Genomic DNA, 25,322 nt, shown 5'->3' with positions numbered 1-25,322 from the left:
GGTGAGCGGAGGGGCGATGCCGTACGGCGTGGCCGGGGTGGGCGGCGGGCGATGCCGTACGGCGTGAGCGGGGCGGACGCCTGCGGGGGAGTCGGGAGGAGGCCCGTCAGCGGGCGGGGCGGGGCTCGGACCCGGCCCGCCGCCGGTCGGGGGCGGGCGCGGGCGTCTGCGCCGTCAGCAGCCGCAGGGCGTCGGACGAGGGCCGGTCGTGGGCCGTGTAGATCTCAAGCCGGTGGTCGGGGCTGTCGGGCTGGAGCCAGACCTGGTAGTCGACGACGAGGTCGCCGACCGTCGGGTGGTGGAGCCGCTTGACGCCCGCGGTGCAGTCGCCGACGTGACCGGCCGCCCAGAGCGCGGCGAACTCGCGGCTGCGCATGGTGAGTTCGCCGATGAGCTCGGCGAGGCGGGCGTCGCCGGGGTGGCGGCCGCCGACCAGGCGCAGGTAGGCGACGTGGGACTTGGCGAGGTCGTCCCAGTTGCGGTGCAGGTCCCGCGCGTGGGGGTCGAGGAAGAACCAGCGTGAGAGCGACGGGCGGGCGGCGGCGTCGGCCGGGGCCGCGAAGTCGAGGTGGGGTGTGAGCAGGGCGTGGCCCGCGCGGTTCCAGGCGAGCACGTCGTTGCGCCTGCCGAGGACGAGGGCGGGGGTGCTCTCGCCGAGGGCGTCGAGCAGGGCGAGCACCCGGGGGCTGACGCGCTCCGGCCGGGGGCGGGTCAGGGTGGCCGCGGGGCGGCGGCGGGCCAGGTTGCGCAGGTGGACCTTCTCGGTCTCGTCGAGGCGCAGGACCCGGGCGAGCGCGTCGAGGACCTGCTCCGAGGCGCCGTCGGCCTGGTCCTGTTCGAGCCGGATGTAGTAGCTGATGCTGATGCCGGCGAGCTGGGCGAGCTCCTCGCGCCGGAGCCCGGGCACGCGGCGGGCCGTGCCGTAGTCGGCGATGCCCGCCTGCGCCGGGGTCACCCGGCCGCGGCGGCTGCGCAGAAACGCCCCGAGGCTCTCTCGTTCCACGCCTCGATGGTAGGCGCGGGCGGCGGATGGGTGCCTGCCCATGTCAGTGGTACCCACGGCGGTGATCTGGCCCGCCCGCGGGGGGCGGCCGCACGGTGGATCCCATGACACAGGTGACGCACGCGCCCTCCGCGGTCGACGACCGGGAGGAAGCGACTTCTCATACTCGGCGGGGCTCGTCGTGGACACTGCTGGCCCTGGCCGTCAGCGCCTTCGCGATCGGCACGACGGAGTTCATGACGAACGGGCTGCTGCTCACGCTCGCGGACGAGTTCACGGTGCCCGTGGCCACGACCGGGCTGCTGAGCACGGGGTACTCGGCCGGGGTCGTGGTGGGCGGCCCGATCCTGGCGGCCCTGACCCTGCGCACCCCGCGCAAGCGACTGCTCGTGATCCTGCTGGCGATCTTCATCGCGGGCAACGCCGTCTGCGCGATCGCGCCGTCCTTCGGCGTCCTCATGGCCGGGCGGTTCGTCTCGGCGATCAGCCACGGCGCCTACTTCGGCGCCGCCGCCGTGGTCGCGGCGTCCCTCGTGCCGGCACAGCGCAGGGCGGGGGCCATCGCGTTCATGTTCACGGGGCTGACGCTGGCCAACGTGCTCGGGATGCCGCTGGGCACCTTCGTCGGCCAGCGGCTCGGCTGGCGCGAGGCGTTCGGGCTGGTGGTCGTTCTCGGGCTGGTCGGCCTCGCCGGCGTCCTCGTCCTCACCCCGGCGGATCGGGCCGCCGTAACGGCGCGGCTGCGGGACGAGCTGCGTCCCTTCCGCTCCCTGCCGGTGTGGGGAGCGCTGATCACGACGGCGATCGGCTTCGGCGGGCTCTTCGCCTCCTTCACCTACATCACGCCGCTGCTCACGACCGTCACCGGGTTCTCGCCCGGCGCGCTGACCTGGCTGCTGATGGTCTACGGAGCGGGCCTGGTCGCCGGCAACTGGCTCGGCGGGCGCGCCGCCGACAGGCACCCGAACGCCACCATCGCGGTGTTGCTCGTCCTCCTCATCGCCGCGCTGGCCGCGCAGTCGGCGCTCGCCGAGGTCCCGGCCGCCGCCGTCGTGCTGCTGTTCGTGGTCGGCGCCGCCGGATTCGGGCTGATCCCGCCGTTGCAGAACCGGGTCCTGGCGGTGGCGGGGAACGCGGCGACCATGATCTCCACGGCCAACATCGCCGCCTTCAACTTCGGGGCGACCGTCGGCAGCCTCGCCGGCGCGGCCACCCTCGGCGCCGGACTCGGCTACACCGCCCCCGGATACGCCGGAGCGGTCATGAGCCTCGCCGGCCTGGCCGTCTTCGCCCTCACCGCCCGAGCCCGCACATCCCGCCGCCACAGGCCCGCCCCGGCACCCGCCGGTGCTCCCGAGCCGGCGATGACGAGGCGGTAACACGCGCCCCGCCCATCGCCCGCCCCCCGCAGGCCGGTCCGACTCGATCCAGCCCTCGCCACCGAGCTGATCGAGCCGGCCCGGCGGCCCCGGAACCGGCAGCGGGTACGGCGCCCCGCCCGGGCCGGCCCCGGCGAAAACCGAGCCGCCGTCCCGCCACCCGCCCCCCTCACCGCCCAGGAAGATCGAGACCGCGCCCCCTCGCCAATCCGTGCCCAGCGACGCCCACGGCTGAGACCAGCGCGCGCGGCTCACAGTCACCCCGTTCAGCGGCCAGGGGGCTGTCCGGCCGGGCTCAGGGGGCGGAGCAGGTGGGATGGGTGAGGTCGCCCTCGGGGTTGAGGAGGCGGTGAGGGGGAGGTCGTGGGCGCGCGACGATGGACAGGCCGGGCCGGGGGCTCCGGGGCGGTGCGGGCGGGTCAGGTGGCGGGACGGCTCGGACGGCTCCGCGATCAGGTGCGGCGGAAGATGAGCTGGCCGGCGGCGGTGGCCAGGAGGGGGCCGGACTCGGCCCGGACGGCGGTCCGGAAGGCGGCCAGGCCGTCCTCGGCCAGTTGCGAGAACCCCTCGGCGTACAGCCACTCGGTCTTGGCGGGGGAGCGGTGGAACTGGACGGACAGGTCGAGGTTGGGGGCGGTGTAGGGGGTGTCCGGGGGATGGGCGTGCCAGGCGGCGGACCAGGCCATGGCGTCCAGGAGGATGAGGAGGCGGGTGGTGTCGGCGAGCGGGTCGGCGCACGTGGGGCGGGGGCGGTAGCGGTACCAGCCGTCCCAGCGGGGCTCGGCGGGCGGGCGGGAGTCCCAGTCGTCGTACCAGAACGTGGGGCGGTGCTCGATGTGACGCCAGAAGGGGATGACGTACTCCCCGTCCCAGTCGCCCCGGCTCAGCTCCTCGGAGGTCGGCAGGCCGTGCGGGCCGGGCCGCCCGATCGGGGGGACGGCGTCGTGGGTGAGGCCGTCGAGGCCCTCGGCCACGAACCAGCACAGCGCCTCGGCGATCGCCCGCCCCCGCTGCGTCATCGAGACCCGCAGCGACTGGGACCGCCGCCCCCGCCGCAGCGTGACGACCTCCAGGTCCACGGGGCCGAACTCGGCGACCGAGAGGAAGTGGCACGTCATCGACGCCGGCCGCGGCCAGGCGGACTCCCGCCCCGCCGCCCTGAGCAGGACCCCGGCCACGTATCCGCCCTGCGGCCCCCACGCGGCCCACTCCGGCGACAGCTCCGCCGTGTAGTGCCCGCCCGCCCCCGACACCGCCGTGTCGATCTCCAGATCACCCATCAGTCCGCTTCCGATCCCGTGAGCCCGATCCTCCGCGCAGCCTAGGCACACCCCGCCCGGCGGCGCGATCGGATTTCCGCGCCCGCCGCCGGCCCGCCCCGCCCGCTCCTTCGCGCCCATGGCGACTCGCCCGCCCCGCCGTACGGCCCCGCCCCGCCGTACGGCAGGGCCGCCCGGGGGCCGCCCGGGGGCCGCCCGGGGGCCGTACGGCCGGGGCGCGGCGCGGTCAGCGTTGCAGGAGGAGGCGGAGGCGGGTGTGACCGCCGGGGTGGTCGAGGCGGACCTCGTCGCACACCTGGCGGATGAGCCAGAGCCCCCAGCCGGGGCCGTGGCCGGGATCGGGGGCGCGGGTCAGGTGGCGGTGAGAGAGGGCGCCGCTGTCGTCGATGACCTCGACGTGGACGGCGTCGGCGTCCGCGCGGACGACGAGGACGCCCCTGGCGCCGCCGTGCAGCACCACGTTGGTCACCGCCTCGTTCACGGCGAACAGCAGGTTCCTCAGGGGGAGCCCGGCCAGCCCGGCCCGGGCGGCGTACTGCCGGACGTCGCGGCGCAGGCGGCGCAGCACGGCGGGGTCCTTGGTGAGCGGGCGGCGCAGCTCGGGGAGGTCGTTCACGTCGGTCTCGCAACGGGTCGGGGCTCGCCGCTGTGGTGGTTCCCCTCCCGCGGGGGAGCATGCCGGGCGTCCCCGAAGCCCACGGGCGGTCTCCTCGCGGGGCGGCCGGAGACGCAGGTGAGGGGATCTGTTCACGACGGGGCGGCGCGCGTAGGCTCCGGTCACCCGGACACACACTCCTGGCGAGGGGCAAGACGATGGTCTTCTCCTACGACGACGGCCAGCTCCGGGTCACGCTGACCGACGACCCGCCCCGGGTGACCGTGTACGGCACCGTCGATCTGAGCAACGTCGCCTTCTTCGGTTGCCTGCTCGGCACGGCGGGGCGGCTGTGGGCCGGCGATCTCGTCGTCGACGTGGGCGGCCTGGAGTTCATCGACGTGGGCGGGCTGCGGGTCCTGGCCGCGCTGGCGCTCACCGAGCACGCCCGTGACCGCCGGCTCGTCCTGCTGCGCGCCTCGCCGTACCTGCGGCACCTGCTCACCATGGCCGACTGGCACGCCACTCCCGGGCTGGAGCTCGCCGACGCGCCCGGCGACCCTCCTGCCCCACCCTGATCCGGCCCCGCGCACTGCGGGGGACGGTCGCACGCGGGGGCCGCACGCCGGGGACGGAGGTGACGACCCCGCCGAAACCTCGATGGAGGACGGCCCGAAACGTCTAGTCTGACCCGCATGATCCCCTTGGACAATCTCCTGGCCTTCACCGCCGCGGCGACCGTGCTGATCCTGATCCCCGGGCCGAGCGTGCTCTTCGTCATCGGCCGCGCCCTGGCGCACGGCAGGCGCGTGGCCCTGCTCTCGGTCGTCGGCAACGAGGTGGGGGGCGTGGTGACGGCCGCCGCCGTGGCGCTCGGCGTGGGCTCGCTGGTGACCCTGTCCGCGACGGCGTTCACCGCGCTGAAGCTGGCGGGGGCGGCCTATCTCGTCTACCTGGGCGTCCGCGCGTTCACCCAGCGGCACGGCAAGGTCGACCTGGAGGCCGTCGCCGCCGGGCCCTCCGACGGGGTCCGCGCGCTGCGCGACGGGTTCCTGGTGGGCGTGACCAACCCCAAGTCGCTGCTGTTCTTCGCCGCCGTCCTCCCGCAGTTCGTGGACCGCGCCGCCGGTCACGTCCAGGCGCAGATGCTGCTCCTCGGCCTGGTGTTCACCCTGATCGCGCTGCTGCTGGACGGCATGTGGGGCCTGGCCGCCAGCGCCGCCCGCACCTGGTTCGGCCGCTCCCCGCGCCGCATGGCGGCCCTCGGCGGCGCCGGCGGCCTGGCCATGATCGGCCTCGGCGTCACCGTCGCCTTCACCGGCCGCAAGGACTGACCCCCAAGGACTGACCCCCGGCCCGGACCGCCCCGTACGCCGGCCGGGGCGGGGCGGGGGCGGCGGGAGGCGTCAGGACAGGGGGGCCTCGCCGCCGGGGTAGGCGAACGAGGAGCGCGGCGAGTAGAAGCCCCAGGTGACCTGGAGCGGGTCGGCGGGGCGCAGGGCGTGGACGGGGTGGTCCGGCTCCAGGAACTCCAGCGACTCGACCTCGAAGGGCTCCACGGGCTCGGCCACGAAGGGGTAGACGCCGCTGAGGAAGCCCCCGCCCACCCGGGTGATGTACCGGAGCTGCCCGCGGTTGACCGCCTCGCCGGTGCGGCCGACGCGGGCCGTCGTGCGGATCACCGGGACGCCGTCGGCCTCGGTCGTGGCGACCAGGCGCCGGCCGGTGACCTCGATGGTGGTACGGCCCGGCGTCGCGGGCACCCCGCGCTCGGCGGCGTACTCGCGCACGACCTCGCTGGAGTTGAAGTAGTGCGTCCACCAGCGGCCGGGGGTGACGCCGTCCGGGGCGTCCAGGCCCGAAAGGTCCGGGCCGAGGTAGGTGAGCGAGTACGCGCCGAAACCGGAGGTCTGCCCCGCGTCGTCCACGACGTACTGGTTCATGAAGACCTGCCGGTCGGCCGCCGGCTTCAGGCCCTCGGGCACGAGCGCGGCGACGGCGCCGGGATCGGCGGGCAGCCACCCGAAGTAGATCATCCGGCTGTTGACGACGAGCTGCGGGGCCACGAGTCCGGGCACGGGCGCCTCCTCCGGCGGGGGATCTAGGCGGAACATACGTCCCGGCGCCCCCACCGGCAAGGACGTCAGGGAAGGGTCCGGGAAGGCCGGCGCGGCGTGGGCCTCACCGCTTGAGGCCCACGCCCCCGATGATCTGCGCGTCGGCGGGCTCGGAGTCCTCCGGCCGGTCCGGCCGCCACTGGGAGACCTCGACGAGGCCGGGGTCGACCAGCTCGAACCCGGAGAACAACGCGGCGATCCGCTCCCGGCCCCGCGGGTGGATGGGTGTGGCCCCCCGGTTGTAGACTGCCAGCGCCTCGGCGAACGCCTCCGGATCCATGAGGTCGGGGCAGGCGTGGGTCATCACCAGCGCGGAGCCGGGCGCCATGGCCTCGGCGAACCGCGCGACCAGGGCCGCGGGATCCTCCTCGTCGGGGACGAAGTGCAAGAGCGCGACCGCCAGCACCGCCACCGGCCGGGAGAGGTCCAGGAGGCGGCGCACCGGCGCGCTGGCGAGGACGGCCTCCGGGTCCCGCGCGTCCGCCGCGACGACGCCCACGTCGGCGTCCTCCAGCAGGGCGTGCGCGTGCTGGACGACGACGGGGTCGAAGTCGACGTACACCACGCGGCAGGCCGGGTCGACGGCCGCAGCGACCTGGTGCACGTTGTCCTGGGTGGGGAGGCCGGACCCCAGGTCGAGGAACTGCCGGATCCCCCGGGACGCGCAGAAGCGGACCGCCCGGCCGAGGAAGGCCCGGTTGGCCCGGGCGATGCGGCGCGCCTCCGGCATGAACGCCATCATCCGCTCGGCCGCCTGGCGGTCCGCCGCGAAGTTGTCCTTGCCGCCGAGCAGATAGTCGTAGATCCGCGCCGCGTTCGGCCTGGTCACGTCGAACCCCAGCGCCCCGCCCTCGCCCGTCGACTCGGTGCTCACCCTGCCTCCTCAGCGGACGGGGGACGGATCGCGAACCCGGGGCCCCGGGCCCCGGCGCCGATCGCCGCGCGCTCACGATCAACGCGAACGCGACCAGATCCTAAGGGCGCCGGAGCGCGCCCCGGAAGCGATCAACGAAACCGGTCTCGGCCCGCCCGCCCCTCCGCCCGGCAGGACCGCGCGGAGGGGGCCCGCCACGCCGTACGGCGCGAGCCCGCCCCGCCATGCCGTACGGCGCGAGCCCGCCCCGCCCCACGTCGCCCGCGCGCCCGCGACGCCGTGCCGGCAGGGGGTCGGGAGGGCCGGGAATTCCGGTGACCACCTGCGGAAACGCGTCCTCCCGCCCGCCCCGCGCAGGGCGAGGGCGATGGGGGTCTTGACGTATGCCCATATGGGAATATGATCGTGGCATGGCACGAGCGGCGACGACGACAGACGCGTTCAACGCGATCGCCGAGCCCCGGCGCCGGGAGATCCTGGACCTCCTCCTCGGCGGCGAGCGCTCGGTGAACGAGCTCGCAGGCATGCTCGGGCTGGCTCAGCCGCAGGTGTCCAAGCACCTGCGAGTGCTGCGCGAAGTGGGACTGGTGGACGCGCGCGACGACGGCCGGCAGCGGCTGTACCGCGTGGTCGGGAGCGCGCTGAAACCCGTCCACGACTGGGTCGGCAGGTACCAGCGGACCTGGTCGGAGCGGTTCGACGAGTTGGACGCCGTACTGGAAGAGCTCAAGGACGAGGAGAAGTGAGATGACCAGCACGACGAACGGCGGCGGGAACGCGATCGTCACCCTCCCGGCGGACGATCAGATCCTCATCACGCGGGAGTTCGCCGCGCCCAGGCACCTGGTCTACCGCGCCTGGACCACCCCCGAGCTGGTCAAGCGGTGGTGGGCCGGGCAGCGCGGCAAGATGACCAGCGTCGAGATCGACCTGCGGGTCGGCGGCCGGTGGCGGTACGTCATGGACGTCAACGAGGGCGGCGAGGTCGCCTTCCACGGCGAGTACCGCGAGATCGTCCCCGGCGAGCGCATCGTCTACACCGAGACGCTGGACATGCCGGGCGTCCCGGACGGGCCCGGCGACGCGCCGGTCAACACCGCCACGTTCACCGAGCGCGACGGGCGCACGACCCTGACCCTGCTGACCCAGTGCAAGGACAGGGAACTGCGCGACATGATCCTCGCCTCCGGCATGGAGGGCGGCATGCAGGAGGCGTGGGACCTCCTGGAGGAACTGGCCGTCTCCCTCGCCTGACACGCGCGCCCCACCCGCCCGCCCATGCGGACCGCCCCGGGCGCCACCACGGCCCTCCCGCCCGGGGCGGTCACCCCCCGTATGCCAAGGAACAGGAAGGAAGCCCCGATGTCGCACCCGATCTCGTCCGCAGTGCCCGCCGCCCCCGCCGCGAACGGGACCGCCGCCCCCTCGCTCACCTGCGGGATCGTGGCCGGCCCGCTGTTCCTGGCGGTGTGGCTGGCCCAGGCGCTGACCCGCGACGGCTACGACCTGACCCGCCACCCCCTGAGCCTGCTGAGCCTCGGTGACCTCGGCTGGATCCAGATCGCCAACTTCGTCCTGTGCGGGTCGCTCTTCCTGGCGCTGTCCGCGGGCCTGCGGCGGCGCCTGGAGACCGGGCGGGGCCACCGGTGGGCGCCGATCCTGGTCGGCTTCCACGGGGTCGGCCTCATCGTGGCCGGCGTCTTCCCCACCGACCCCGGGGCCGGCTTCCCCGAGGGGGCGCCGGCCGGCGCGCCCGTCATGAGCTGGCACGGCATGGTGCACGAGTTCGGCTTCCTGATCGCCCAGGTGGCCTGGTTCTCCGCCGCCGTGGTGTTCGCCCGCAGGTTCTCGGCCCTCGGCGAGAAGGCGTGGGCGCGCCTGTGCGCCGCCGCGCCGGTCGCGGTCCTCCTCGTCCTCGCGGTGCCCCACATGGACAGCCTCAGCCCGCGGATCGTCCTGGCGACGGCGATCGAGTTCGCGCTGCTGACCGCGCTCGCGCGGCACCACGCGCGGCGCTGACCGGAGGCACGGCGGCGCGGGCGGGACACGATCCCGCCCGCGCCGCCGTGCGCGTGCGCGCCGCCGTACGGGCGCGCGTGAGGCCCGCGGGGCCCGCGGGGCGCACGGGGCGTGGGGGTGGCAGGGGGCGAGGGGGAGGGGCCGTCGTAGGCTGGGGTGAACGGGGGAAGCGCGGGGCGGGGGTCTTGATGCGCGCACGGTGGGTGGCCTTGGGCGTGCTCACGCTGGCCGTGCTGCTGATCGCGATCGACGCGACGGTGCTGGTGCTGGCGATCCCGTTCCTGGCCGAGGACCTGCGGCCGTCGAGCATCGAACTGCTGTGGATCGGCGACGTGTACTCGTTCGCGATCGCCGGGCTGCTGGTGACGATGGGGACGCTGAGCGACCGGATCGGCCGCAAGCGGCTGCTCATGATCGGGTCGGCCGCCTTCGGCGCGATGTCGGTCGCGGCGGCCTATGCGCCCAACCCGCCGCTGCTGGTGGTGGCGCGGGCGCTGCTGGGGATGGCGGGCGCGACGCTGATGCCCTCCAGCCTGTCCCTGATCCGCAACATCTTCACCGACCCGAAGGAGCGCACGACGGCGATCGGCGTGTGGGGCGCGGCGGCCTCGGCCGGCGCGGCGATCGGGCCGCTGGTGGGCGGGGCGCTGCTGGAGCACTTCTGGTGGGGATCGGTGTTCCTGATCAACCTGCCGGTCATGGCGCTGGTCATCGGGGTGGGGATCTGGGCGCTGCCGGAGTCGCGGGACCCGAACCCCGGGCCGTGGGACCCGCTCAGCGTGGTCATGTCCATGGTCGGCCTGATAGGTGTGATCTACGCTGTAAAGGAGCTGGCCGGAGGGTCGGGCGTCCGCCCCGACTTCGTGGTCGCGGCCGTCGCCGGTGTCACCGCCCTGACCGTCTTCGTGCGCAGGCAGCTCCGGCTCCCCGTGCCCCTGATCGACGTGCGGCTGTTCCGCGACCCGCCGTTCGCCGCCGCCGTCACCGCCGCGCTCCTGGCCATGCTGGGCCTGTCCGGCGTGCTGTTCTTCGTCAGCCAGTACTTCCAGCTCGTGCTGGGCTTCTCGCCGCTGGCCGCGGGCGCCGCCGAACTGCCCACCACCGCCGGGTCGATGGCCGCGGGCCTGCTCGCCGGGGTCCTGGTCGGCCGGTTCGGCGGGCGGCCGGTGCTCACCGCCGGGCTGGCGCTCACCTGCGTGGGGCTGGGCTGCTTCATGTTCCTGCACGCCGACACCCCCTACGTCCTGCCGGGCGCGGCGCTGCTCGTCCTCGGGCTCGGGGCCGGCGCGGCGTTCACCGTCGCCACCGACATGGTGCTCGCCAGCGCCCCGCCGGAGAAGGCCGGCGCCGCCTCCGCCGTGTCCGAGACGGCGTACGAGCTCGGCACCGCCCTCGGGATCGCCCTGCTCGGCTCGCTGCTGACCTTCGTCTACCGCAGCGAGCTGCCCCAGCGGGTGCCGCGCGGCGTGCGCGAGTCGCTCGCCGAGGCGTCCGGGGCCTCGCCCGGGCTCCAGGCCATCGCCCGCCAGGCGTTCGTGGACGGCATGCGCACGTCCGCCGCCATCGCCGCCGCGCTGCTCGCGCTGGCGGCGGTCGCGACGTGGTTCATGCTCCGCCGTACACGATCAGAGGCACCCCCGGCTCCTGGGTAGGCTGCATGGACATGAGCACGCCCGCACAGCGGTACGCCGATTTCCGTCGCCAGCAGGACGAGAGCGGGCCCGCTCTCCGCTCCTTCCGCGGCCTCTACGACTTCGAGCTGGACGAGTTCCAGCTCGACGCCTGCCGGGCCCTGGAGGCCGGCGACGGGGTGCTCGTCGCCGCCCCCACCGGCTCGGGCAAGACGGTGGTCGGGGAGTTCGCGGTCCACCTGGCGCTGGAGCAGGGCCGCAAGTGCTTCTACACGACCCCCATCAAGGCGCTGTCGAACCAGAAGTACAACGACCTCGTCCGCCGGTACGGCGCCGCCAAGGTGGGCCTGCTGACCGGCGACAACAGCGTCAACGGCGAGGCCCCGGTGGTGGTGATGACCACCGAGGTCCTGCGCAACATGATCTACGCCGGGTCCGGCACCCTGTCCGGCCTGGCCCACGTCGTCATGGACGAGGTGCACTACCTGTCCGACCGGTTCCGCGGGGCGGTGTGGGAGGAGGTCATCATCCACCTGCCCGAGTCGGTCAACCTGGTCGCGCTCAGCGCCACCGTCAGCAACGCCGAGGAGTTCGGCGAGTGGCTCGGCGAGGTGCGCGGGTCCACGACCGTGATCGTGGACGAGCACCGCCCGGTCCCGCTGTGGCAGCACATGCTGGTCGGCCGCCGAATGTACGACCTGTTCGTCACCGACGAGGACGGCTCCCGCCCCCGGATCAACCCCGATCTCGTACGGCTGTCGCGCGACGACGCCCGCGACCACGCCCTGCGGCAGCGCCGCGGCCGCCGCGGGTACAGCCGCCAGGGCCGGTTCCTGACGCCCACCCGCTCGGACGTGATCGAGCGGCTCGACGCCGAGGGGCTGCTGCCGGCCATCACGTTCATCTTCAGCCGCGCCGGCTGCGACGCCGCCGTCCAGCAGTGCCTGTACGCCGGGATCCGGCTCACCTCCGACGCCGAGCGGCGCGAGATCCGCGCGATCGTCGAGGAGCGCACCCGCCACCTGCCGGACGAGGACCTGCGGGTGCTCGGCTACGACGAATGGCTCGACGGCCTCGAACGCGGGCTGGCCGCCCACCACGCGGGCATGCTGCCCACCTTCAAGGAGGTCGTGGAGGAGCTGTTCGTCCGGGGCCTGGTGCGCGCCGTCTTCGCCACCGAGACCCTGGCGCTCGGCATCAACATGCCCGCCCGCTCCGTCGTGATCGAGAAGCTCGACAAGTGGAACGGCGAGACCCACGCCGACCTCACCCCCGGGGAGTACACCCAGCTCACCGGCCGCGCCGGCCGGCGCGGCATCGACGTCGAGGGCCACGCCGTCGTCCTGTGGCAGCCCGGCACCGACCCGGTCGCGGTCGCGGGCCTGGCCAGCACCCGCACCTACCCGCTGCGCTCCAGCTTCCGCCCCTCCTACAACATGGCCGTCAACCTCGTCGGGCAGGTCGGCCGCGAGCGCGCCCGCTCCCTGCTGGAGGCCTCCTTCGCCCAGTTCCAGGCCGACCGCGCCGTCGTCGGCCTGGCCCGCCAGGTCCGCCGCGCCCAGGAGAGCCTCGCGGGATACGCCGAGGCCATGACCTGCCACCTCGGCGACTTCCAGGAGTACGCCGCGCTGCGCCGCCGCCTCACCGACCGCGAGTCCGACCTGGCCCGCGAGCGTACGGCGCAGCGCCGGGCCGAGGCGGTGCGCTCCCTGGAACGGCTGCGCCCCGGCGACGTCATCCGCGTCCCCGGCGGGCGGCGGGCCGGCCTGGCCGTGGTCCTCGACCCCGGGCTGAACTTCCGCGGGGAAGGGCCCTCGCCGCTCGTGCTCACCATCGGCAGGCAGGTCAAGCGGCTGCCCGCGACCGACTTCCCGGTGCCGGTGGAGCCCGTCGAGCAGCTCCGCCTCCCCAAGGGCTTCAACCCGCGCGTCCCCAAGCACCGCGCCGACCTGGTCTCCACGCTCCACGCCAAGATCGGCGACCGCGACCTGGGCAAGCCGGCCCGCGTGCGCGACCACACCGCCGAGGACGAGGAGATCAACCGGCTCCGCCGCGAGCTGCGCCGGCACCCGTGCCACGGCTGCCCGGACCGCGAGGACCACGCCCGCTGGGGCGAGCGCTACCACAAGCTCCTGCGCGAGACCCAGGCGCTCGAACGCCGCGTCGAGAGCCGGTCCAACGTGATCGCCCGCACCTTCGACCGCGTGTGCGGGGTGCTCCAGCAGCTCGGCTACCTGACCGGCGAGACGGTGACCGCCGAGGGGCGCCGCCTGGCCAGCCTCTACACCGAGAGCGACCTGCTGGCCGCCGAGTGCCTGCGCGGCGGCGTCTGGGAGAGCCTGGACCCCGCCGAGCTGGCCGCCTGCGTGTCCTCCCTGGCCTACGAATCCCGCCAGTCCGACGACTCGCGGGCGCCGCGCCTGCCCGCCGGGGAGACGCGCGAGGCCATGGCCGCCATGATCCGGCTGTGGGCGGATCTGGAGGCCGTCGAGTCCGACAACGGCCTGTCGTTCCTGCGCGAGCCCGACTTCGGGTTCGCCTGGGCCGCGTTCCGGTGGGCCAAGGGCCACACCCTGGACGCCGTCCTCACCGACTGCGACATGGCCGCCGGCGACTTCGTCCGCTGGATCAAGCAGCTCCTGGACCTCCTGGACCAGGTCGCCACCGCCGCCCCCGAGGGCAGCAAGGTCCGCGGCAACGCCCGCAAGGCCATGGACGCCATGCGCCGCGGCGTCGTCGCCTACAGCTCCGTCGCCTGACACGCCCGGCCAGGGACACCCATCGGCCCGGCCCCCGCTCCGGGGCCGGGCCGATCCGCGCGGCCGCCCAACGTGCCGGTTCCCGGCAAATGGTGAACGTGCCGGTTCGCGACAAATCTGGCGCGGCGTTTCTGTCGATCACGACGCCTGCCCCGCCCCGCCGTGCCCTGCCATCGTGGCCGGTACGGCGGAGCGCCCGCCGCGGAAGCCGACGTGAGGGGGGTCATCGCCATGGGCGGGACGGACGGGATCGCGGTCACCGGGCTCGGAGCCACCACGCCGCTGGGCGGGCGGACCGGTCCGACCTGGGAGGGCCTGCTCGCCGGGAGCTCCGGGGTCACCGCGATCGAGGAGGACTGGGCCGGGAGCGTGCCCGTGCGGATCGCGGCGCGGATGCGCGTGGACCCGGCCCAGGTCCTGGGGCGGGTGCGGGCACGCCGCCTCGACCGCTGCCAGCAGGCCGCCCTCGTCGCCGCGCACGAGGCGTGGGCCGACGCCGGCGCCCCGGACGTCGATCCGGTCCGGCTGGCCGTGGTGATCGGCACGGGCGTCGGCGGCATCCAGACCGCGCTCGCCCAGGACGACCTGCTGGAGGAGGCCGGGCAGCGCCGCGTCTCGCCGTACACCATCCCGATGATGATGCCGAACGGCCCGGCGGCCGCGGTGAGCATGGAGTTCGGGGCGCGCGCCGGAGCCCACACGCCCGTCAGCGCCTGCGCCTCCGGGGCCGAGGCGATCGCGCTGGGCCTGGACCTGATCCGGCTCGGCCGCGCCGATGTGGTGATCGCCGGGGGAGTGGAGGCGTGCCTGCACCCGCTCATCGTCGCCGGGTTCGCCCGGGCCCGGGCGCTGTCCCCCTTCGCCGGCGACCCGCGGGCCGCGTCCCGGCCGTTCGCGCGCGACCGCGACGGGTTCGTCCTCGGCGAGGGCGCGGCCGTGCTCGTCCTGGAACGCCCGGAGTTCGCCGCCGCCCGGGGCGCCCGGGTGCACGCCGCCCTCGCCGGCGCGGCGTGCGGCTCGGACGCCTTCCACATCACCGGCGCCGACTCCGCCGGTCAGGCGCGCACCATGCGCGGGGCCCTGGCCTCGGCCGGGCTCGGCCCCCGCGACGTCCAGCACGTGAGCGCCCACGCCACCTCGACCCCCAGCGGCGACGCCACCGAGGCCAGGTCGATCGCCGAGGCGATCGGAGATCACCCCGCGGTCACCGCGATCAAGTCGATGACCGGGCACCTGTGCGGGGCCGCGGGCGCCCTGGCCGCGCTCACCGCCGTCCTCACCCTCCGGGAGGGCGTGATCCCGCCCACCCGCAACCTCGCCGAGCAGGACCCCGGGATCCCCCTCGACGTCGTCACCGAGCCCCGCCGCGGCGCGTGGACCACCGCGCTGGTCAACGCCTTCGGCTTCGGCGGCCACAACGCGTCCCTGCTGTTCACCGCCGTCTGAGCCGTACGGCGGAGCGGGGTCAGGCGGGGCGCGCGGACAGGGCGGACAGCAGCCGGTTGAGGGGGGCGTCCAGGCCCCAGCGCTCGGACAGGGCCACGAGGGCCTCGGGGTCCTTGGGGGCGCGGGGCAGGGCCGTGGGGACGTCCGGGAGGGGCACGTCGGTGGCGACGCGGACGACCGTGGGGGCGACCGCCAGGTAGTCGCGGGCCTTGGCGAGCTTGGTGCGTGCCCCGGCGGGGAAGCCCTCGGCCTGGCCGGCGTCCAGGGCGGCGAGCATGGCCTCCAGGGAGCCGAAGCGGGTGATCAGGGCGGCGGCGCTCTTGTCGCCGACGCCGGCCACGCCCGGCAGCCCGTCGCTCGGGTCGCCGCGCAGGGTGGCGAAGTCGGCGTAGGAGCGGCCGGGGACGCCGTAGCGCTCGGTGACGCGGGCCTCGTCCACGACCTCGAGGTTCTTCAGGCCCCGCACGGTGTACAGGACGCGGACCGGGACGGAGTCGTCGACGAGCTGGAACAGGTCGCGGTCGCCGGTGACGATGTCCACCGGTCCCTTGGCGGCGGTCGCGCAGGTGCCGATGACGTCGTCGGCCTCGTAGCCCGGGACGCCCACCCGCGCGATCCCGACCGCGTCGAGCACCTGCTCGATGATCGGGACCTGCGGGGACAGCGTGTCGGGGACCTGGTCGCCGCCGTCCTCGGCCACCCGGTGCGCCTTGTAGGACGGCAGCGCCTCGACGCGGAACGCCGGCCGCCAGTCGGCGTCCATCGTGGCGATCATCTCGTCGGGGGAATAGGCGCGCACCAGCGTGGCGATCATGTCGATGAGGCCCCGGACGGCGTTGACGGGCGTGCCGTCGGGGGCGGTCAGGGATTCGGGCACGCCGTAGAACGCGCGGAAGTAGAGCGACGGCGTGTCGAGGAGCATCAGCCCGGGCATGCCGACAGTCAACCATCTGCCGCCGACAGTCACGAACACCCCCGGCCCGCTCACCCCGGCCCGCTCACCTCGGCCCGCTCACCTCGGCCCGTTCACCCCCGGCGCGCGGGGGGCGCGGCCGGCCGCCCGGTGACGTGGATCGCCAGCACGCAGGTGTCGTCCTCGGGGTTGGCGCCGCCGATGTCGTCGAGCAGCCGCTCGATCCCCGGCTCCAGGGCGTCGCCGGTCAGCCGCAGCGCCGCGCGCCGGATCCGCTCCAGGCCGGCCTCGATGTCGTCGCCGCGGCGCTCGGCCAGCCCGTCGGTGAACATCAGCAGCACGTCGCCGGGCCGCAGCGGCGTCTCGGCCAGCTCGTAGGGGACGTCCACGGTCGCCCCCAGCAGCGTGCCCTGCGGCGGCTCCAGCGGGGTCGCCTCGCCGTCGCGGACCAGGATCGGCGCCAGGTGCCCGGCCTGGCCCCAGACCATCCGGCTCCCGTCGGGGGAGAAGTGGGCGATCAGCGCGGTGCCCGTGGACTGCGCGGGCCGGTGCAGGACCAGCAGGTTGAGCAGCGTCAGCAGCCCGTCGGCGCGCTCGCCCGTCATGGCCAGGCCGACGACGGCGTTGCGGACCTGCGCCATGCGCGCGGCCGCCCACAGCCCGTGCCCGGACACGTCGCCGATGGCCAGCATGACGCGCCCGTCGGGCAGGACGGCCGCGTCGTACCAGTCGCCGCCCACGCTGGTGGCGCTCTCGGCGGGCAGATAGCGCACGGCGACGCGCAGGCCCGGCAGCTCGATGGGGCGGGCGGGCAGCGGCAGGATGGCCCGCTGCAGCTCCAGGGCGACCATCTGGTCGCGCGCGGTCCGCTCGCGCTGCGCCCGGAGCTGCTGGCGCGACTCGGACGCCGCGCGCTCGGCGCGGCGGCGGCCGGTGATGTCCTGGAGCACGCCGCGGACGCTGACCACGTTGCCGGTGCCGCCGAAGCCCGGTTCGACGACCAGGCGCAGGTCGCGCAGCTTCCCGCGGCGGCGCAGCCGGAACCCGGCGTTGGCGGTCTCGCCCGCGGTGACGCGGCGGAACAGCTCCGCGAGCACGGGGACGTCCTCGGAGGGCACGAGGGCGGCCAGCTCGTGCCAGCTCGCCGGCCCGTCCTCCGGGTCCCGGTCGAGGATCACATAGATCTGGTCGGACCAGTGGATCTCGCCGGTGACCAGGTTCCACTCGCCCCAGCCGAGGTTCCCCAGCCGCTGCGCCAGCGCGACCTGCACCGCCAGGGTCTCCTCGTCGTCGTGCAGCCGCCAGCTCGCCACCAGCCCGTCGCCCAGCCGCGCGGCCCGGACGCTGAAGGCCCGCCGCTCGGTCGCGCCGGCCATCGAGAACCGGTCGGTGTGCACCGGCTCGCCGGTGAGCATCGCGCCGCGGAAGAGCTGGAGCAGGCCGGTGCCGGTGACGCTGGGGAAGATCTCGCACAGGCGGGTGTCGGCGAAGTCGCCCACCGCGCAGGCCGGGATCTCCTCGCGGGCGGTCCGGTTGGTGTGGGCGACGTGGAAGTCGAGGATCTCCCCGTGCTCCCCGTCCTCGCGGATCGGGGTCAGGTAGAGCGCGGGGAACGGCAGCGCCTCCAGCACCGACGCCAGCGGCTCGGGCGCGGCGGGCGGGGGGCCGCCGGGCGCGGGCGCGACGGCCGGGGCCGGGCGGCGGGTGGCGCGCCGGGACCGGGGCACCAGGCCCGCGGCGTACTCGGCGACGGGGGCCGAGGCCTCGGCGGCCAGCCGGGCGAGCCGGTCGGCGGCCTCCTCGACGTCGCAGCCCAGGCGTTCGGCGAGGACGCCGGTGGCCTGGTCCACGAGCGCGCGGCGGCTCTCCCCGGCGCGCTGCCGGTCGAGCTGTTCGCGCAGGCGGCGTACCATCCCGGCCAGGGTGATCAGCGGGATGGCCGGGACCCGGGGCTCCCCGGGCGCGGCCGGCTCCAGCGGCAGGGCGTGCCGCTCGTGCGGGTCGCCCGCCTGGACGGCCGCGTGTGCCTTGGCCAGCAGGGCCCGCTCGGCGTCCTCGGCGACGTCCGGCCCGCCGGGTTCACCCGAGCCGCCGGACCCGCCGGACTCAACGGACCCGCCGGGCGGGACGGGCGGCGCGGCCGGGGCGGAGGAGCCGGGGGAGACAGGGGAAACAGGGGAGACAGGGGAGACAGGGGAGCCGGGCTCGGCGGGCGACGGCCGGGGTACGGCGCGGCGCCCGCCGCGGGAGTGGGCGGCGCCGGGAGAGAGGGCGCCGGAGGCGTCGGCGGGGGCGGGGGCGGGGGAGACGTCCGGCTCGGGAGAGCCGGACGGCGGCGGTGCGGGGGCCGTGCGGGGGTCGCGGCCGCGCGCGACCCTGCTGGACGGGGCCCCAACGGCTTCGGCCATGTCAGTCGTTTCCAGCGCTCCGGATCCGGGGACGAAATGTGATCGCAGCTATGCGGAGTGTAGTCCTCGTCCGGGCGGCGTTCCCGGGTTTCCCCTGGATCGCCCCGGCGGCCGCGACCGGGCGCCCTCACGTTAGATTGGCCGGGTGACAACGGAGTCTTCCCACCAAGTGTCTTCGCAGGACCTGTACCCGGCGTCCCGGCTCGCGGACGTCCAGGAGGCCACCGCCCGCTCGGGGCTCGGCGCGCTGCTGCTGACCCCCGGCCCCGACCTGCGTTACGTCAGCGGCTACGACGCGCTGCCGCTGGAGCGGCTGACGTGCCTGGCGATCCCCGCCGAGGGCGCGCCGTTCATGCTGGTGCCGCGGCTGGAGCTGCCCGCCGCGCAGCACTCCCCGGCCGGCGGGCTGGACCTGGAACTGGTGCCCTGGGACGAGACCGACGACCCGTACGCCCTGGTGGCGAGCCGGCTGCCTGGCGTGGAGAAGGTGGGCCTGGCCGACCGCATGTGGGCGATGCAGTCGCTGCGGCTGCGGGCCGCGATGCCCGGCGCCGAGCAGGTGCTGGCCGGGACGGTGCTGCGGGAGCTGCGCATGCGCAAGAGCCCGGCGGAGGTGGCGGCGCTGCGCGAGGCCGGCGCGGCGATCGACGCGGTGCACCGTCAGGTGCCGCTCTTCCTGAAGGCCGGCCGCACCGAGCGCGAGGTGGGCCGCGACATCGCCGACGCGATCATCGCCGCGGGCCACTCCACGGTGGACTTCGTGATCGTGGGCTCGGGCCCGAACGCCGCCAGCCCGCACCACGAGCTGTCGGACCGGGTCATCGAGCCGGGCGACGTGGTCGTGGTGGACATCGGCGGCGTCATGCCGAGCGGCTACTGCTCCGACTGCACCCGCACCTACGCCGTCGGCGAGGCCCCGGCCGACTTCCTGGAGTACTACGAGGTGCTGCGCCGCGCCCAGGACGCCGCCTGCGCCGCCGTACGGCCGGGCGTGGCGAGCGAGGACGTGGACCGGGCGGCCCGCGACATCATCGCCGGCGCGGGCTACGGGGAGCTGTTCATCCACCGCACCGGGCACGGCATCGGCCTGGAGACGCACGAGGAGCCCTACATCGTGGCGGGCAACCGCGAGCCGCTGGAGCCCGGGCACGCCTTCTCGGTCGAGCCCGGCATCTACGTCTCGGGCCGCCACGGCGCGCGCATCGAGGACATCGTCGTCTGCACGGAGGACGGCGGCGAGCGGCTGAACAACGAGAGCCGCGAACTGGTGGTCGTCGAGGCCTGAGCCACCGCGGCGATCGCGCCGCGCGACCGCGCCGAGACCCGTGCCGAGACCCCCGCCGAAACCCGGCGGGGGTCTCGATCGCGTTACACCAAGATCATCGCTGTAAAGGGTCTATAACAATCCGCGGAACTCTCGTCACCGGATCTTCGGTGGGGTAGATGTGTCATCACGGATCGGCCGCCAGTGCGGGGCGGCGGTGTTCGGGGGGTGTTGTACACGCACCGGCGTGGCGACTGGCGGCGTTTTCTCGGAGATGGTGGGAGATGCCGTGACGAATAGAAGATTGACCGCTCTGGCCGCAGTGGTGGCCGCCGGCGCGCTGGCGCTGGCCGGGTGTGGTGGCGGCGGCGGAGAGAAGAGCGGTGGCGGCGGCTCGTCGCCGGGCGGCGGCGGGAACAAGCCGCTGGCCGGGGTGACGCTTGAGGTGGCCGCCAAGTGGACCGGCACCGAGCAGGAGAACTTCCAGAAGGTCCTGAACATGTTCCAGGACCAGACCGGCGCTACCGTGAAGTACGTCCCCACCGGTGAGGACACCGGCGCCTTCCTGGGACCGCGCATCGCGGCCAAGACGCCCCCCGACATCGCGATCCTGCCGCAGCCCGGCCTCGTGCAGGAGTACGCCAAGCAGGGCGCGCTCAAGCCGCTCAGCGCCGAGGTCGTCGCCGAGATCGACAAGAACTACAGCCAGTACTGGAAGGACCTGGCCTCCGCCGACGGCAAGGTCTACGGGATGATGGTCAAGGCGGCCCACAAGTCCATCGTCTGGTACCTCAAGGAGGCCTACGACAACGCGGGCGTGCAGCCGCCGCAGACCTTCGACCAGCTCGTCGGCGAGACCGCGGACAAGCTGGCCGAGTCGGGCGCGACGCCGTTCTCGCTGTGCGGCGCCTCCGGCTGGACCCTCACCGACCTGTTCGAGAACGTCTACCTCTCCCAGGCCGGCCCCGAGAACTACGACAAGCTCGCCAAGCACGAGCTCAAGTGGACCGACGCCACGGTGACCAAGGCGCTCCAGACCATCGCCAAGATCAAGCCCGACCACGTCCTGGGCGGCTCCTCCGGCGCGCTCCAGACCGACTTCCCCACCTGCGTGACCCGCGTCTTCGGCGAGAAGAAGGCCGCGATGGTCATCGAGGCCGACTTCGTCGCCGCGACCGTCTCCACGACCAAGGAGAAGGTGGGCGAGGGCGCCCAGTTCTTCCCGTTCCCCAAGGCCGGTGACACCGCCCCGGTCGTGCTCGGCAGCGACATCGCGGTGGCGATGACCGAGGAGAAGGGCGCGATGGAGCTGATGCGGTTCCTGTCCTCGGCTGAGGCGGCGACCGCGTGGGCCAAGCTCGGCGGCTACCTGTCGGCGAACAAGAACGTCTCGCCCGACTCCTACCCCGACGCGCTGACCAAGGAGCTGGGCCGCACCATCCAGGCCTCGGCCGACACCGCCCGCTACGACATGTCCGACCTGGCCCCCAGCGCCTTCGGCGCCACCGACGGCAAGGGCGAGTGGAAGCTGCTGCAGGACCTGCTGCGCAACCCGGGCGACGTCAAGGGCATCCAGTCCAAGCTCGAGAGCGAGGCCGCGAAGGCCTTCGGAGGTAGCTGACCGTGACCGGATCCGGGAAGGACGAGCGGTCTCCGGAATCCGGGGCCGTGCCTCCCGAACCCGCGCCACCCGCGCCCGCGTCCCCGTCCGGCTCCGGTACGGCTGACGCGGGCGGCCCCGGCGACCGCCCGGCCGAGCCCGGGCGGCCGGCGGGGGACCCCGGGGACGCGCGCGACGCGGAGGCGGGGGAACGGCGGGACCCGCTGACCCCCCGCGAGCCGGCGGGAGACGAGCAGGCCGCGACGGCCGGCCCGAGCGCGGCGGTGTCCGCGCCCGCGGGCCCGGCCGCCGGCCGTACGGACGACACCGGGGACGCCGGGGGCGGCGCCGGCGCGCCGGAGACGGCGGCCGCCGGCGGGCCGCCTGGGCAGGGCGGGCGGGCCGGGTCCGGGCGCGGGCCGTTCGGGCCGCCCCCGTGGGTGGCGTGGATGTTCCTGCTGCCCGCGCTGCTCCTGCTGGGCGCGCTCGTGCTGTACCCCACGATCTTCACCGCGGGGCGCAGCCTGTTCGACGCGGCCGGCCGGTTCACCGGGCTCGGCAACTACGTGGAGATGTTCACCAACTCCGCGACGTTCACCGCCGTGCGCAACAACGCGATCTGGGTCGTGCTCGCGCCCGCGATCGTGGTGCTGCTCGGCCTGATCTTCGCGGTGCTGACCGAGCGCATCCGCTGGGCCTACGCCTTCAAGCTGCTGCTGTTCATGCCGATGGCCATCTCCTTCCTGGCCTCGGGCGTGATCTTCCGCCTGGTCTACGAGCAGAGCCCGGACAAGGGCGTGGCCAACGCCGTGCTGACCACGATCCGCGACACCTTCGCCGGCGGCTCGCAGTACCCCGGCGCCCGCCCGCGCACCACCCCGCAGACTCCGGTGGCGCAGCAGGGCGGGGCGGTGGTGACCAAGCAGCCCGTGACCGCGGGGCAGCCGGTGCTGGTGCCGCTGGTGGGGCTGCGGCCCGACCAGATCCCGCCCAGCGCCGCCGCGCCGAAGGCGCCGCCCGGCGGGCCCGGCCTGTCCGGCACGGTCTGGTCGGACTTCACCCGGGGCGGCGGCGGCACGGTCAACCAGATGGACCCGACCGAGAAGGGCCTGCCGGGCGTGGCCGTCGAGGCCGTGCGCGGCGGCGGCGTCGTGGCGACGACCGAGACCGCCGACGACGGCACCTTCACCTTCCGCGACCTGCCCCCCGGCAGCTACACCGTGCGGCTGGCCGCCGAGAACTTCACCGCGCCCTACGGAGGGGTGAGCTGGCTCGGGCCGAGCCTGATCACCCCGGCGATCATCCTGGCGTACGTGTGGGTGTGGGCCGGGTTCGCGATGGTGCTGATCGGGGCCGGGCTGGCCACGCTGCCGCGTGACGTGCTGGAGGCGGCGCGGGCCGACGGCGCCACCGAGTTCCAGGTCTTCCGCAAGATCACGGTGCCGCTGCTGATGCCGGTGCTGGTCGTGGTGGTGGTCACCATGGTCATCAACGTGCTGAAGGTGTTCGACCTGGTGTTCATCATCGCGCCGGGCTCGGTGCAGCCGCAGGCCAACGTGCTCGCGCTGGAGATGTGGCGGGTCTCCTTCGGCGGCGGCAACGACCAGGGCCTGGGCAGCGCGCTGGCGGTGTTCCTCTTCCTGCTGGTCCTGCCAGCGATGATCTTCAACATCCGACGGTTCCGCCGGGAGCAGCGATGACGGCCGTAGCGGCAGGGGAACGGAGCACCGCGGCGGGAGCGCCGCGCAGGAGCGCCGCCGGGCGGATCGTGGACCGGCTCGGGTCGGGGCTGGTCCAGCTCGTGATGATCGTGGTGGCGCTGTTCTGGCTGGTGCCCACGCTGGGCCTGCTGGTGGTGTCGCTGCGCGAGGAGACGGCGAACAACGCCAGCGGCTGGTGGACGGTGTTCACCAAGCCGGCCGAGCTGACGCTGAACAACTACGCGCGGATCCTGGGCAACGAGGCGTTCACCTCCTCCTTCTGGAACACCGTCCTGATCGCGGTGCCCACCACGGTCCTGGTGGTGGTGATCTCGGCCTGCGCGGCCTACGCGTTCGCCTGGATCGAGTTCCCCGGCCGCGACTGGATGTTCCTGATCGTGGTCAGCCTCCTGGTGGTCCCCATCCAGGTGGCGCTGATCCCCGTCGCCCAGTTGTACGGCGTGCTGGGGATCTTCGGGTCGATCCCCAGCGTGGTGGCGTTCCACGTGGCCTTCGGCCTGCCGTTCGCCATCTTCCTGCTGCGCAACTACTTCATCGGCATCCCCCGGGAGCTGCTGGAGGCCGCGCGCATGGACGGCGGCGGCGAGGTCACCATCTTCCTGCGGGTGATCTTCCCGCTGGGCGGCCCGGCGATCGCGTCGCTGGCGATCTTCCAGTTCCTGTGGGTCTGGAACGACCTGCTGGTGGCGCTGGTCTTCGCCGACACCGACGCGCAGCCGATGACCAAGGCGCTGCAGTCGGAGATGCGGCAGTTCGGCACGAACATCGACATCCTCGCCCCCGGGGCGTTCCTGTCGCTGATCGTCCCGCTGATCGTGTTCTTCGCCTTCCAGCGCTACTTCGTCCAGGGCGTCCTGGCCGGCTCGGTCAAGTAGCACTTAGGGCGCCAGGAGAGGCGGGACGGCGGCCACCGTCCCGCCTCTCCCCGCGTCCGGGGCCGGCGCGGGAAAACGGGTCGCGGCCGGCGGCGGGGGCCTGTGACAGTGGGGTATGGGACTCGCGCCGGAGATCCTCGCCTTCTACGAGCGGGGCACCGAGGACGCGCGGCTGCGCGCGGGGGCCGGCCGCCTGGAGTTCTGGCGGACGCGCGACGTGCTGCGCCGGGTGCTGCCCGCGCCGCCCGCCGCGGTGCTGGACGTGGGCGGCGGCAGCGGCGTGCACGCCGAATGGCTGGCCCGCGACGGCCACCGGGTGCACCTGATCGACCCGGTGCCGCTGCACGCGCGGCAGGCCGCCCGGCTGCCCGGGGTGACCGCGCTGATCGGCGACGCGCGGGCCCTGCCGGTGGCCGCGGCCTCCCACGACGCGGTGCTCCTCCTGGGGCCGCTCTACCACCTGGTCCGCCGGGCCGACCGGGTGACGGCGCTGGCGGAGGCCGCGCGAGCCGTACGGCCCGGCGGGGTGGTCGCGGCCGCGCTGATCAGCCGGTTCGCCGGGCTGCACGACATGATCCGCAAAGGGCGCTACGCCGAGCCGGCCATGCGCGAGGGCATCGACGCCTCGGTGCGGGACGGGGTGCTGCGGCCGGGGGAGGCGGGTTTCACGCTGGCCTACTTCCACCGGCCCGAGGAGGCGGCGGGGGAGTTCGCCGCCGCCGGGCTGGGCGAGCCCGGGCTGTACGGGCTGGAGGGGGCGGCCTGGCTCATGCCGGGCACCGAGGCGTGGCTGGACGACCCGGGGCGGCGGGAACTGCTCCTGACGGCGCTGCGGCGGACCGAGCGCGAGCCGTCCCTGCTGGGCGTGAGCGGCCATCTGCTGGCGGTCGCGACCAAAAGGTGACGGTACGGCGGGCCGGGGCACGCGCCGGGCCCGCTACCGTGTGGGACGTGGAGGAGATCGATCGGCGCATCGTGACGTTGCTGGCCGCGGACGGGCGGATGAGCTTCACCGACCTGGCCAGGGAGACCGGGCTTTCGGTGTCGGCCGTGCACCAGCGGGTGCGGCGGCTGGAGAAGCGGGGGGTCGTCCGGGGCTACGCCGCGCTGATCGACCACGACCTGATCGGCCTGCCCCTGACCGCCTTCGTCTCGATCAAGCCGATCGACCCGGCCGCCCCCGACGACGCGCCGGAACGGCTCGCGGGCCTGTCGGCGATCGAGGCCTGCCACAGCGTGGCCGGGGACGAGAGCTACATCCTCAAGGTCCGCGTCGCCTCGCCGCTGGCCCTGGAGGAGCTCCTCCAGCAGATCCGCGCCGCGGCCAACGTCTCGACCCGCACCACGATCGTCCTCAGCACCCCCTACGAGCACCGCCCCCCGGTCATCCGCGAGGACACCCCCTGACCCCGGCCCGCCCCCGCTGAGCGGCGCCCCC

The 25,322-nt window shown here is 74.6% G+C and carries 22 protein-coding genes; 15 read left to right on the top strand and 7 right to left on the bottom strand.

The window, feature by feature from the left end; translation table 11 throughout:
* Positions 1-106 precede the first annotated feature (106 nt).
* Positions 107-1,003, bottom strand: a complete 897-nt coding sequence (locus tag D5H75_RS00945; protein WP_202637705.1) for a helix-turn-helix domain-containing protein — start codon at positions 1,001-1,003, stop codon at positions 107-109.
* Positions 1,004-1,107: 104 nt separating this feature from the next.
* Between D5H75_RS00945 and D5H75_RS00940 the strand changes: the two genes are divergently transcribed.
* Positions 1,108-2,382 carry an MFS transporter gene (locus D5H75_RS00940; protein WP_119924384.1) on the top strand — a complete coding sequence of 425 codons (1,275 nt, stop codon included), beginning with the start codon at positions 1,108-1,110 and terminating at the stop codon, positions 2,380-2,382.
* Between the two features lie 452 nt (positions 2,383-2,834).
* Here D5H75_RS00940 and D5H75_RS00935 read toward each other — a convergent pair whose 3' ends face one another.
* Positions 2,835-3,662, bottom strand: coding sequence for a thioesterase family protein (locus tag D5H75_RS00935; protein ID WP_202637704.1), 828 nt, complete (start codon positions 3,660-3,662; stop codon positions 2,835-2,837).
* Positions 3,663-3,888: 226 nt separating this feature from the next.
* The gene (locus D5H75_RS00930) at positions 3,889-4,278 is read right to left on the bottom strand and encodes an ATP-binding protein (protein WP_202637703.1); all 390 of its coding nucleotides are present in this window, start codon (positions 4,276-4,278) and stop codon (positions 3,889-3,891) included.
* Between the two features lie 197 nt (positions 4,279-4,475).
* Between D5H75_RS00930 and D5H75_RS00925 the strand changes: the two genes are divergently transcribed.
* Together D5H75_RS00925 and D5H75_RS00920 are read left to right on the top strand one after the other, a co-directional pair.
* Positions 4,476-4,835, top strand: coding sequence for an STAS domain-containing protein (locus tag D5H75_RS00925; protein WP_202637702.1), 360 nt, complete (start codon positions 4,476-4,478; stop codon positions 4,833-4,835).
* A 117-nt stretch (positions 4,836-4,952) separates the two neighbouring features.
* On the top strand, positions 4,953-5,591 hold the full coding sequence (locus D5H75_RS00920; RefSeq protein ID WP_119924381.1) for a LysE family translocator: 639 nt from the start codon (positions 4,953-4,955) through the stop codon (positions 5,589-5,591).
* 72 nt (positions 5,592-5,663) lie between these two features.
* Here the strand turns inward: D5H75_RS00920 and D5H75_RS00915 are convergent, their stop codons facing one another.
* Both D5H75_RS00915 and D5H75_RS00910 read right to left on the bottom strand, forming a co-directional pair.
* Positions 5,664-6,335 carry an acetoacetate decarboxylase family protein gene (locus tag D5H75_RS00915; RefSeq protein ID WP_242453926.1) on the bottom strand — a complete coding sequence of 224 codons (672 nt, stop codon included), beginning with the start codon at positions 6,333-6,335 and terminating at the stop codon, positions 5,664-5,666.
* A 103-nt stretch (positions 6,336-6,438) separates the two neighbouring features.
* A complete protein-coding gene (locus D5H75_RS00910; RefSeq protein ID WP_242453925.1) occupies positions 6,439-7,248 on the bottom strand; it encodes an SAM-dependent methyltransferase in 810 nt (269 codons plus the stop codon).
* A gap of 410 nt (positions 7,249-7,658) precedes the next feature.
* Here D5H75_RS00910 and D5H75_RS00905 point away from each other — a divergent pair, with 410 nt between their 5' ends.
* The 6 genes from D5H75_RS00905 to D5H75_RS00880 all read left to right on the top strand — a co-directional run bounded on the left by D5H75_RS00905 (position 7,659) and on the right by D5H75_RS00880 (position 15,103).
* Positions 7,659-7,994 (top strand): ArsR/SmtB family transcription factor, encoded by a 336-nt coding sequence (locus D5H75_RS00905; RefSeq protein ID WP_119924379.1) that lies wholly within the window; start codon positions 7,659-7,661, stop codon positions 7,992-7,994.
* Between the two features lies 1 nt (position 7,995).
* A complete protein-coding gene (locus D5H75_RS00900; protein WP_119924378.1) occupies positions 7,996-8,502 on the top strand; it encodes an SRPBCC family protein in 507 nt (168 codons plus the stop codon).
* A 108-nt stretch (positions 8,503-8,610) separates the two neighbouring features.
* Positions 8,611-9,267 (top strand): DUF998 domain-containing protein, encoded by a 657-nt coding sequence (locus tag D5H75_RS00895; protein WP_202637701.1) that lies wholly within the window; start codon positions 8,611-8,613, stop codon positions 9,265-9,267.
* A 188-nt stretch (positions 9,268-9,455) separates the two neighbouring features.
* The gene (locus D5H75_RS00890) at positions 9,456-10,919 is read left to right on the top strand and encodes an MFS transporter (protein WP_119924376.1); all 1,464 of its coding nucleotides are present in this window, start codon (positions 9,456-9,458) and stop codon (positions 10,917-10,919) included.
* Between the two features lie 11 nt (positions 10,920-10,930).
* On the top strand, positions 10,931-13,657 hold the full coding sequence (locus tag D5H75_RS00885; protein WP_119925150.1) for a DEAD/DEAH box helicase: 2,727 nt from the start codon (positions 10,931-10,933) through the stop codon (positions 13,655-13,657).
* A 231-nt stretch (positions 13,658-13,888) separates the two neighbouring features.
* Positions 13,889-15,103: a beta-ketoacyl-[acyl-carrier-protein] synthase family protein gene (locus tag D5H75_RS00880; protein ID WP_119924375.1), complete on the top strand. Its 1,215-nt coding sequence runs from the start codon at positions 13,889-13,891 to the stop codon at positions 15,101-15,103.
* A gap of 19 nt (positions 15,104-15,122) precedes the next feature.
* Here the strand turns inward: D5H75_RS00880 and D5H75_RS00875 are convergent, their stop codons facing one another.
* Together D5H75_RS00875 and D5H75_RS00870 are read right to left on the bottom strand one after the other, a co-directional pair.
* The gene (locus D5H75_RS00875) at positions 15,123-16,037 is read right to left on the bottom strand and encodes a 5'-3' exonuclease (RefSeq protein ID WP_119924374.1); all 915 of its coding nucleotides are present in this window, start codon (positions 16,035-16,037) and stop codon (positions 15,123-15,125) included.
* Between the two features lie 92 nt (positions 16,038-16,129).
* Entirely contained in the window at positions 16,130-18,424 is a 2,295-nt protein-coding gene (locus tag D5H75_RS00870; protein ID WP_119924373.1) for a PP2C family protein-serine/threonine phosphatase, read from the bottom strand.
* Between the two features lie 169 nt (positions 18,425-18,593).
* Between D5H75_RS00870 and D5H75_RS00865 the strand changes: the two genes are divergently transcribed.
* The 6 genes from D5H75_RS00865 to D5H75_RS00840 all read left to right on the top strand — a co-directional run bounded on the left by D5H75_RS00865 (position 18,594) and on the right by D5H75_RS00840 (position 25,291).
* Positions 18,594-19,709, top strand: coding sequence for a M24 family metallopeptidase (locus tag D5H75_RS00865; protein ID WP_242453924.1), 1,116 nt, complete (start codon positions 18,594-18,596; stop codon positions 19,707-19,709).
* 268 nt (positions 19,710-19,977) lie between these two features.
* Positions 19,978-21,309 carry an ABC transporter substrate-binding protein gene (locus D5H75_RS00860; RefSeq protein ID WP_242453923.1) on the top strand — a complete coding sequence of 444 codons (1,332 nt, stop codon included), beginning with the start codon at positions 19,978-19,980 and terminating at the stop codon, positions 21,307-21,309.
* Between the two features lie 263 nt (positions 21,310-21,572).
* Entirely contained in the window at positions 21,573-22,988 is a 1,416-nt protein-coding gene (locus tag D5H75_RS00855; protein ID WP_119925148.1) for an ABC transporter permease subunit, read from the top strand.
* Positions 22,985-23,884 carry a carbohydrate ABC transporter permease gene (locus D5H75_RS00850; protein ID WP_119924371.1) on the top strand — a complete coding sequence of 300 codons (900 nt, stop codon included), beginning with the start codon at positions 22,985-22,987 and terminating at the stop codon, positions 23,882-23,884. The genes D5H75_RS00855 and D5H75_RS00850 overlap by 4 nt, the downstream gene beginning before the upstream one ends.
* Before the next feature lie 115 nt (positions 23,885-23,999).
* Positions 24,000-24,788, top strand: coding sequence for a class I SAM-dependent methyltransferase (locus D5H75_RS00845; protein WP_119924370.1), 789 nt, complete (start codon positions 24,000-24,002; stop codon positions 24,786-24,788).
* A gap of 47 nt (positions 24,789-24,835) precedes the next feature.
* Positions 24,836-25,291, top strand: a complete 456-nt coding sequence (locus tag D5H75_RS00840) for an Lrp/AsnC family transcriptional regulator (protein ID WP_119925147.1) — start codon at positions 24,836-24,838, stop codon at positions 25,289-25,291.
* Positions 25,292-25,322 lie beyond the last annotated feature (31 nt).

It is taken from the genome of Bailinhaonella thermotolerans, from assembly GCF_003594875.1.
Taxonomy (GTDB): Bacteria; Actinomycetota; Actinomycetes; order Streptosporangiales; family Streptosporangiaceae; genus Bailinhaonella; species Bailinhaonella thermotolerans.
The sequence above is the reverse complement of the archived record's forward strand: the minus strand, read 5'-3'. Positions and strand labels throughout refer to the sequence as shown.

What these genes read in the sequence shown, in the direction of transcription:
- D5H75_RS00940 (WP_119924384.1), top strand. Translation starts at nt 1,108, where the DNA reads ATGACACAGGTGACGCACGCGCCCTCCGCGGTCGACGACCGGGAGGAA.
- D5H75_RS00935 (WP_202637704.1), bottom strand. Translation starts at nt 3,662, where the DNA reads ATGGGTGATCTGGAGATCGACACGGCGGTGTCGGGGGCGGGCGGGCAC.
- D5H75_RS00925 (WP_202637702.1), top strand. Translation starts at nt 4,476, where the DNA reads ATGGTCTTCTCCTACGACGACGGCCAGCTCCGGGTCACGCTGACCGAC.
- D5H75_RS00920 (WP_119924381.1), top strand. Translation starts at nt 4,953, where the DNA reads ATGATCCCCTTGGACAATCTCCTGGCCTTCACCGCCGCGGCGACCGTG.
- D5H75_RS00905 (WP_119924379.1), top strand. Translation starts at nt 7,659, where the DNA reads ATGGCACGAGCGGCGACGACGACAGACGCGTTCAACGCGATCGCCGAG.
- D5H75_RS00900 (WP_119924378.1), top strand. Translation starts at nt 7,996, where the DNA reads ATGACCAGCACGACGAACGGCGGCGGGAACGCGATCGTCACCCTCCCG.
- D5H75_RS00895 (WP_202637701.1), top strand. Translation starts at nt 8,611, where the DNA reads ATGTCGCACCCGATCTCGTCCGCAGTGCCCGCCGCCCCCGCCGCGAAC.
- D5H75_RS00890 (WP_119924376.1), top strand. Translation starts at nt 9,456, where the DNA reads ATGCGCGCACGGTGGGTGGCCTTGGGCGTGCTCACGCTGGCCGTGCTG.
- D5H75_RS00885 (WP_119925150.1), top strand. Translation starts at nt 10,931, where the DNA reads ATGAGCACGCCCGCACAGCGGTACGCCGATTTCCGTCGCCAGCAGGAC.
- D5H75_RS00880 (WP_119924375.1), top strand. Translation starts at nt 13,889, where the DNA reads ATGGGCGGGACGGACGGGATCGCGGTCACCGGGCTCGGAGCCACCACG.
- D5H75_RS00875 (WP_119924374.1), bottom strand. Translation starts at nt 16,037, where the DNA reads ATGCCCGGGCTGATGCTCCTCGACACGCCGTCGCTCTACTTCCGCGCG.
- D5H75_RS00870 (WP_119924373.1), bottom strand. Translation starts at nt 18,424, where the DNA reads ATGGCCGAAGCCGTTGGGGCCCCGTCCAGCAGGGTCGCGCGCGGCCGC.
- D5H75_RS00850 (WP_119924371.1), top strand. Translation starts at nt 22,985, where the DNA reads ATGACGGCCGTAGCGGCAGGGGAACGGAGCACCGCGGCGGGAGCGCCG.
- D5H75_RS00845 (WP_119924370.1), top strand. Translation starts at nt 24,000, where the DNA reads ATGGGACTCGCGCCGGAGATCCTCGCCTTCTACGAGCGGGGCACCGAG.